The sequence below is a fragment of the Saccharothrix sp. ST-888 genome (assembly GCF_000955975.1).
Classification (GTDB): domain Bacteria; phylum Actinomycetota; class Actinomycetes; order Streptomycetales; family Streptomycetaceae; genus Kitasatospora.
The window spans coordinates 1-273 of record NZ_JYJF01001062.1 but is presented as its reverse complement, the minus strand read 5'-3'; the positions used below and the strand labels follow the sequence as shown (position 1 = coordinate 273).

General features: G+C 71.1%; 1 protein-coding gene. It reads left to right on the top strand.

Features of this window, described 5'->3' with window-relative positions; translation table 11 throughout:
- Positions 1–15 precede the first annotated feature (15 nt).
- Positions 16–273 (top strand): hypothetical protein (locus UK12_RS35615; RefSeq protein WP_156179185.1); only part of this gene is annotated, 258 nt, incomplete at its 3' end.

Genomic DNA, 273 nt, shown 5'->3' with positions numbered 1-273 from the left:
GCGGTGGCCGAGGGTGTGAGCTTCCACGAGCCCCGGATCCCGGTCGTCTCCACCCTCACCGGCGAGCTCACCGACGAGCTGGTCACCCCGGAGTACTGGATGCGGCACGTCCGTGAGGCCGTTCGCTTCCACGACGCCGTGCAGACGCTGGAGGGCGAGGGCGTCCGTACGTTGCTGGAGTTGGGTCCGGACGGTGTCCTGTCCGCGATGGGCCAGGACTGCGTGACCGAGGCGGCGGCGCTCTTCGCGCCAACCTTGCGCGCAGGCCGTCCC